A 7,028-nucleotide genomic window follows, 5' to 3' on the forward strand; every position below is an offset into this window, starting at 1 on the left:
CGGGCCGGGTGCCGACCCCGCGATCGTGGGCGCGCTGACGGGGGCGACCTGCTCGACCGTGTTCGTCGGCACCGACGGCATGCCCGTCGCCCTGTGCACCTCGTACGTGGGGCTCCATCCGCCGACCCCGCTCGCGCCGACGGTCAAGCTCTTCCATCCCGACACCGCGGCGGTGCTCGCGGAGGTGCAGCTGGCCAAGGGTGCGCTGCTGGGCGGGGTGTACGGCTACCTCGACGAGCGTGACCGGGTGGTGGTGGCCGACGGCAACCGGCGGCTCCTCGCCGTGGGGCATCACCGCGACCCGGACGGCACCTGGAGGATGTCGGTCGACGTCCTGGCGGACCTGTCCGCGGGCGTCCCCGCCGGCGACGCGGTCACCGGGCTGATCCCGGCGTTCGACGGGCGGGTCTGGTTCGCGACCTCCGGCGGGGTGGTGGGAACCGTTCGGCCGGGCGACGACGACACCGTGCGCACCCTCGCGCTGCCCGCAGGGGAGAGGATCACCAACGGGCTGACCGTTCGGCCCGGTGGCGCGTCGGTGATCACCACCCGGGCGCTCTACGAGATCGACCTCGAGCCGGACGGGACCCCGGTGGTGCGCTGGCGGCACGGCTACGAGGTGGGTCCGGCGCGCAAGCCCGGCCTGCTGGCGCACGGTTCGGGGACCACGCCCACGTACTTCGGCCCGGGCGACTCGCTGGTGGCGATCACCGACGACGCCGAGCACCCCGATCTGATCGTCCTGCGCCGAGCCGACGGTTCGCAGGTGTGCCGGATGCCGGCATTCGCGACCTCGCTCACTCCGGACTCCGCCGCACCGGACGGCGTGCTGATCGAGGGGCCCGCGGCCACGGAGAACTCGATCATCGCGGTCTCCGGCGCGCTGGTGCTGGTCAACACCTACGGGTACGAGTACCCGCCGTTCGCCGTCGACGGCCCGGCCGTGCCCGCCTCCGCGCCGTACACCGGAGGGATGACGCGCATCGACGTGCGGGCCGACGGGGCCGGGGGCGCGGACGGCACCTGCTCCCGGGCGTGGACCTCGCTGTCGCGGACGGCGTCTCTGCCCAAGCTCACGACCGGTGACGGACAGATCCACGCGCTGACGTACGGGCCGTCGGGGGTGCAGCGAGGGCTTGGCCCGGAGCTCGGACCACTGCTCGATCAGGGCCTGGCACAGAAGTTCGGCCCGGTGGACGTGACCTCGACGGATGTGGAGACCGGCCGGGAGGTGGCACGCAGCTTCGTGGGCGTGGCACCGCTGGACGAGCCGATGGAACTCACCGGCACCGTCGTCTCCCGCGGCGATGCCCCGGGCGTGATGTGGCAACCCACGCTCACGCGCATGCTCCGGATCGGCCCCGCGTAGCGACAGGCCCTCAGCAGCCCGGACCCGGCCTCCCACCTGCATCGATAAGAGCGTTCCGCACACCTGCCTCTCGGCCGATGCGTGCGGAACGCTCTTCGGGATGGGGTGGGGCTCAGTCGGTGGGGCGGACGACGGCGACAGCGCACGGTGCCGTCTGGAGCAGCCGCCGACTGACCGATCCGAGCAAGAGTCCGGCGAACCCGCCGTGTCCGCGCGATCCTGTCACCAGGAGCGCGGCACCCGCGGCCTCGGTGGCGATGGTGGTGGCGGGTTCGCCCACCACGAGGACCAGGTCGACGGTCACGCCCGGGTGGCGGGCCTCGTGCGGGGCGAGAGCGTCGGTGACCGCCTTCTCGTCCTCGGCCAACACGCTCTCGGCGAGCTGGTCCAGGTCGAACAGCGAGGCACCCGGGAGCCGGGGTACCTCGACGGAGTGGACCACCCGCAGGGTGGTGCCCCGCCTCTCGGCCTCGGCGAAGGCGAACGCCGCGGCGGGGTCCCCGGCCTCGGATCCGTCGGCGGCCAGCACCACCGGGCCGCTGGCGGGGCCCTCCGGTGTGCGCGGGGTGATCACGAGGACGGGGCATCTCGCGTGTTCGACCACCCCGGCGGAAGTGGACCCCATGGCGAAGTCCTCGCGGGCGGTGAGTCCGCGGCTGCCCACGACGATCGCCGAGGCGTATCCGGTGGTCTCGACGAGCGCGCCGACGGGGCTGTCGGCGACCACGCGGTAGGTCGCCGGGACCTGTCCGACGAGGTCGGTGAGCTGGTCCCGCATGGCTCCCTCGACGTTGGCGCGGGCGGTCTCGTCGAAGGCCACCACGCGTCCGACGGCGCGGTCGGCCGAGATCACCTCGAGCCCCGCGTCGTGGTCGCGTGCCCAGTTCGCGGCCCAGGCCACGGCCCGGCGGGCGTCCCGCGAACCGTCGTAGCCGCATACGACCGGTCCGGTGGCGGTTTCCGTCATGGCGTCCTCCTGCGGGTTCGGCGTCGCGGATCAGCCTAGTCGGCGGGTACGACGGCGTCTGGGGGGGCAGCTGCGACGGGGCCGACATCGTTACCAAAGCGGAACCAGTCCTTTTCTGGACCAGTTCCAGAAAGTCGGCTAGGGTGAGGCCCATGACGACGCAGATGGAGGATCCGGGAGCGCTGCTCCGGACAGCCGGGTTGAGGGTCACCTCTCCCCGGTTGGCGGTCCTCGCCGTCGTCGACAGTCGTCCCCACATCGCGGCGGAGGACGTCGCGGTACTGGTCCGGGAGCGGCTGGGCGCGGTGTCCACGCAGACCGTCTACGACGCGCTGCGTGTGTGCACCGACGTCGGACTCATGCGGCGCATCGAACCGGCCGGCTCGCCGGCCCGGTACGAACGCCGCACGGGGGACAACCACCACCACCTCGTGTGCCGGCAGTGCGGCCGGATCGAGGATGTCGAATGCGCGGTAGGGCATGCGCCCTGCCTACAGGCGGACCACGATCACGGCTTCCAGATCGACGAGGCCGAGGTCAACTACTGGGGCACATGTCCCGAATGTCAGGCGGGCCGTGCCCGGCTCGGTTAAGACTGAGACCCAGACCACATCGCCCATCACCCCACCACAACGAGGAGCACCAGACGTGACCACGCATCCCGCCGACCGAGGCGTACGCGACTTCCAGCCCAAGTCCGCCACCACCACCGACAGTGGCCAGCCGGTACCGAGCGACGAGTTCAGCGCCCGGTTGGGCGAGCTGGGTCCGCAGCCGATCCACGACTTCTACCTCATCGAGAAGCTCGCCCACTTCAACCGCGAGAACGTCCCGGAGCGTCTGCCCCACGCCAAGGGCTCGGGCGCCTTCGGCGAGTTCGTCACCACCGAGGACGTCTCGGACATCACCTGCGCAGGCCTGTTCCAGCAGGGCGTCACGACCCCCATGCTCGCCCGCTTCTCCACCGTCGCCGGCGAGAAGGGCAGCCCCGACACCTGGCGTGACCCGCGCGGCTTCGCGCTGAAGTTCTACACCGACGAGGGCAACTACGACATGGTCGGCAACAACACGCCGGTCTTCTTCGTCCGCGACGCCCTCAAGTTCCCGGACTTCATCCACTCGCAGCGCCGCAAGAACGCCTCCGGCCTGCGCAACCACGCCATGCAGTGGGACTTCTGGACCCTGAGCCCCGAGTCGACCCACCAGGTCACCTGGCTCATGGGCGACCGCGGCATCCCGGCCACCTGGCGCAACATGGACGGGTTCGGCTCGCACACCTACCAGTTCATCAACGCCGAGGGTGTGCGCCACTGGGTCAAGTTCCACTTCAAGACCAACCAGGGCATCGACTTCCTCACCCAGGACGAGGCCGACAAGCTCGCCGGTGAGAACGCCGACTACCACCGTCAGGACCTCTACGAGTCCATCGCCAAGGGCGAGTTCCCGTCGTGGGACCTGCACGTCCAGGTGATGCCCTTCGACGAGGCGGAGACCTACCGCTTCAACCCGTTCGACCTCACCAAGGTCTGGTCGCAGAAGGACTACCCGCTGCGCAAGGTCGGCACCATGACGCTGAACCGGAACCCGCAGAACCACCACGCCCAGATCGAGCAGGCGGCGTTCGCGCCGACCAACATCGTCAAGGGCATCGGCTTCTCGCCCGACAAGATGCTCCTCGGCCGTGTCTTCGCGTACCCGGACATCCAGCGCTACCGCATCGGCGCCAACTACCAGCAGGTGCCGGTCAACCGACCGCTCTCGCCGGTGAACTCCTACTCCAAGGAGGGCGCCATGCAGTACGAGTTCCCGCACCCGGCGCAGGCCGAGTACGCCCCCAACACCCTCGACGGCCCGGTCGCGGACCCGGCCAAGGCGTTCGACTTCGGTGACTGGGACACCAAGGGCTCGGAGATCTACCGCGGGGACGTCTCGCCGCACTCCGACGACACCGACCAGGCGCAGGCCACGACGCTCTACCGGGAGGTCCTCGACGACGCGGCCCGCGAGCGTCTGGCGTCCAACATCGCCGGTCACGTGAGCAAGATCGACCCCTCGGAGACCGAGCTCCTCGAGCGCGTGTACGCCTACTGGGCGGCCGTCGACCAGGGGCTGTGCGAGGCCGTCAAGGCCGGCGTCGAGTCCGGTCCGCGCGGCAACCACCGTCGCCAGGAGTGACCACTCCGTAGCCGAGCATGTTTCGGTCGAGCACGCGTCGGCCGAACTCGACTGAGACGAAGGGCCCGATCCCGCGACCAGCGGGGTCGGGCCCTCCTCGTGCGCCGGCTTCCGGGGCCCCGTCAGCCGCCGCGGACCACGGTCAGGGCCCAGTCAGCCGCCGCGGACCACGGTCAGGGCGTCGTGGTCGGCGATCGCCCGACAGGCCCGCCGCATGAGCAGGGCGAACATCTCGTCACCGCGCGGGGTCCGGGTGCCGTACATCCAGCCGAAGATCCCGAGCACCGGGGTCTGGAGCAGCCCGTAGACGTAGTCGTCCCAGCAGGTCTCGAGGGAGTACCCGGTCACCCCGTGCCCGACGAGCGCGCGGTGGTAGTCGGCCACGATCCCGCGTTCGGCGGCCCGGCGGTCGGCGACGTCCAGGCTTGAGCCGAGAAAGCCGCCGAGGTCGCGCCCGGGCAGCCCCACGGTGAGGGTCTGCCAGTCGCAGGCCAGGGACGGCCGGTCCCCGGAGGGATCGATCAGCATGTTGTCGGCGCGGTAGTCGGCGTGCAGCAGGGCGTAGCGATCGGGCCGCCCGTTGGCCCAGTCGGCGATCAGCGGCGCGATCTCGGACAGAATCCGTTGCTCGTCGTCGTCGAGCCGGTCCCCCAACTCGGAGAGGAAGGCCTCCAATGCCGGCCCGCCGAGCTCCCGGAGGGTGACGTTGTCCTCGGCAGAGGGGCAGGAGAGGCCGTCGATGCCGCGGAGCGCCGGATCGCACCAGCGCGGGCCGTGCAACCCGGCCAGGTTGACCGCGCAGTCGCGGGCGTCCTCGACGGTCAGCCCGGTGAGCTGGTCACCCTGCACCAGCGGCGCCACGTCGTCGAGCACGAGCGTGAACTCACCCTCCCGCTCCCCGAGGGCGGCGAACCGCGCCCGTGGCACCCGCACGGCCACGGTCGGCGCCAGATCGCGGTAGAACAGCACCTCACTCCGGTAGACGCCGTGCAGCAGCGGCCGCATGCCCTCGTCGGGGTTCGGGAGCTTGACGAACAACGTCGGCGGGAGCCCGTCACCGTCCACGTGGGCCACCACGCAGCAGCCGATCTGGCCGGTCCCCACTGCCTCGGTCCGCGCCGACCGGACCTCGGTGCCGAGCGCCCGGGTGAGCCACCCCGCCGTCACCTCCTCCGGCGTGCAGACCACGGAGGCGCTCGAGTCGACGCTGGTCATGTCTGGGGGTCCTTCCGCAGGTGGAGACGTCCGGGGTTGGGTGGGAGATGGTCGAACCGACGGGGGTCCCGCCGGCGACGCCAGGCGGCCAGGACCGGGGCGAGCTCGTCGGGGGTCGCGCCGTGCAGGACGACGGAGTCCGCGCCGAGCGCGAGTTGGCCCTCGATGCGGTCGGCGCAGTGCTCGGCGCTGCCGACCGCGGCGCAGGCGAGCCACTCGTCCGGAAGCACGTCGCGGGCGTGACGCAGGATGTCGAGGTCGTCGGTCGCGTCGAGCGCACCGGAGTGGGCGGACAGGCGCTCGTCGGCGCGGAACCGCTCCAGGCCCGCCGGGTCCCAGCCGTTCACCCGGACCAGCACATCGCCGTACCCGGTGAGGTAGGTGGCCAGGCGGCCGACGAGTTTGCGCAGCCGCGCGGTCTCGTCGAGCGAGTCCTCGATGGTGGCCATCACCGACCAGATCCGCACCTGCGCCGGGTCGCGGCCGGCCCGTTCGGCGGCCTCGCGGACCAGCCGGACGGATCTGGCGACGGCGGTGTCGGACATGAAGGTGTGCAGGACCACGCCGTCGGCGATCCGTCCGGCGAGCCGGAGCGAGTTGTCGCCCATGGCCATGAGCAGCACCGGGATGTCCTCGTCGAACGAGGGGTCCTGCACGAGATAGGGATAGCTCCCCGCCGGGCCGTCGTGCCCCGCCACCGACCCGCCCCGCCACAGGGTGCGGTAGATCCCCACCGCGTCCTCGAGCTGCGCGGAGGTGACGTGGGGCAGGCCCATGATGTCGAACAGCAGCGGGATGCCGCGGCCCAGCCCGAACGCGTACCGGCCGCCGGACATCCGGTGCAGGGTTGTGGCCATGGTGGCCGTGACCAGTGGGTGACGGGTGTTGTGGTTTGTCGCGGCGGTCCCCACGCCGATCCGGCTGGTCGCCGCGACCGCGGCCCCCGCCATGACCGCCGCGTCCTTGAGGGCGAACCGCTCGGACAGCAGGATCGACCCGAGCCCCAACTCCTCCGCGCGGGCGGCCTCTGTGATGAGGTCGGCCGGCGACGCGCTGTGCCCGGCGAGTCCGTAGCAGGCGAGCTCGGGCATGAGGTGGTCAGCTGCAGCGTGGGGCATGGGCGCCTTCCGGCGGTGGATGGTCACGCAGATATTGAGTGACAGGTGTCACATTAACCCGCCTGCGGAGTCCACCACCGGGTGTTGCCGCAGACGCCGTCGGCCCGGTGTGGGTATTGCTGGGTCCTTGGGCCGCGCCGGGCCGCGCCGGGCTGCTGCGCCGGGCTGCTGCGCCGGGCTGCCG

General features: G+C 71.4%; 6 protein-coding genes. 3 read left to right on the top strand and 3 right to left on the bottom strand.

The genetic code is table 11. The features are described from left to right. Nucleotides 1-1,369 (top strand): hypothetical protein (locus tag G6022_RS09910; protein WP_182691476.1); only part of this gene is annotated, 1,369 nt, incomplete at its 5' end. 112 nt (nucleotides 1,370-1,481) lie between these two features. Here G6022_RS09910 and G6022_RS09915 read toward each other — a convergent pair. After that, complete coding sequence (locus G6022_RS09915) at nucleotides 1,482-2,336, bottom strand: universal stress protein (RefSeq protein WP_179524387.1); 855 nt, start codon at nucleotides 2,334-2,336, stop codon at nucleotides 1,482-1,484. Nucleotides 2,337-2,488: 152 nt separating this feature from the next. Between G6022_RS09915 and G6022_RS09920 the strand changes: the two genes are divergently transcribed. Further along, nucleotides 2,489-2,929 carry a Fur family transcriptional regulator gene (locus G6022_RS09920; protein WP_182638582.1) on the top strand — a complete coding sequence of 147 codons (441 nt, stop codon included), beginning with the start codon at nucleotides 2,489-2,491 and terminating at the stop codon, nucleotides 2,927-2,929. A 55-nt stretch (nucleotides 2,930-2,984) separates the two neighbouring features. Beyond that, nucleotides 2,985-4,511, top strand: coding sequence for a catalase (locus G6022_RS09925; RefSeq protein WP_179524388.1), 1,527 nt, complete (start codon nucleotides 2,985-2,987; stop codon nucleotides 4,509-4,511). 153 nt (nucleotides 4,512-4,664) lie between these two features. Here the strand turns inward: G6022_RS09925 and G6022_RS09930 are convergent, their stop codons facing one another. Further along, nucleotides 4,665-5,726 (bottom strand): aminoglycoside phosphotransferase family protein, encoded by a 1,062-nt coding sequence (locus G6022_RS09930; protein ID WP_182691478.1) that lies wholly within the window; start codon nucleotides 5,724-5,726, stop codon nucleotides 4,665-4,667. Next, a complete protein-coding gene (locus G6022_RS09935; RefSeq protein ID WP_182691480.1) occupies nucleotides 5,723-6,844 on the bottom strand; it encodes a TIGR03857 family LLM class F420-dependent oxidoreductase in 1,122 nt (373 codons plus the stop codon). The genes G6022_RS09930 and G6022_RS09935 overlap by 4 nt, the downstream gene beginning before the upstream one ends. Nucleotides 6,845-7,028 lie beyond the last annotated feature (184 nt).

The sequence above is a fragment of the Dietzia sp. Cai40 genome, assembly GCF_014145165.1.
In the GTDB taxonomy this organism is placed as follows: domain Bacteria; phylum Actinomycetota; class Actinomycetes; order Mycobacteriales; family Mycobacteriaceae; genus Dietzia; species Dietzia natronolimnaea.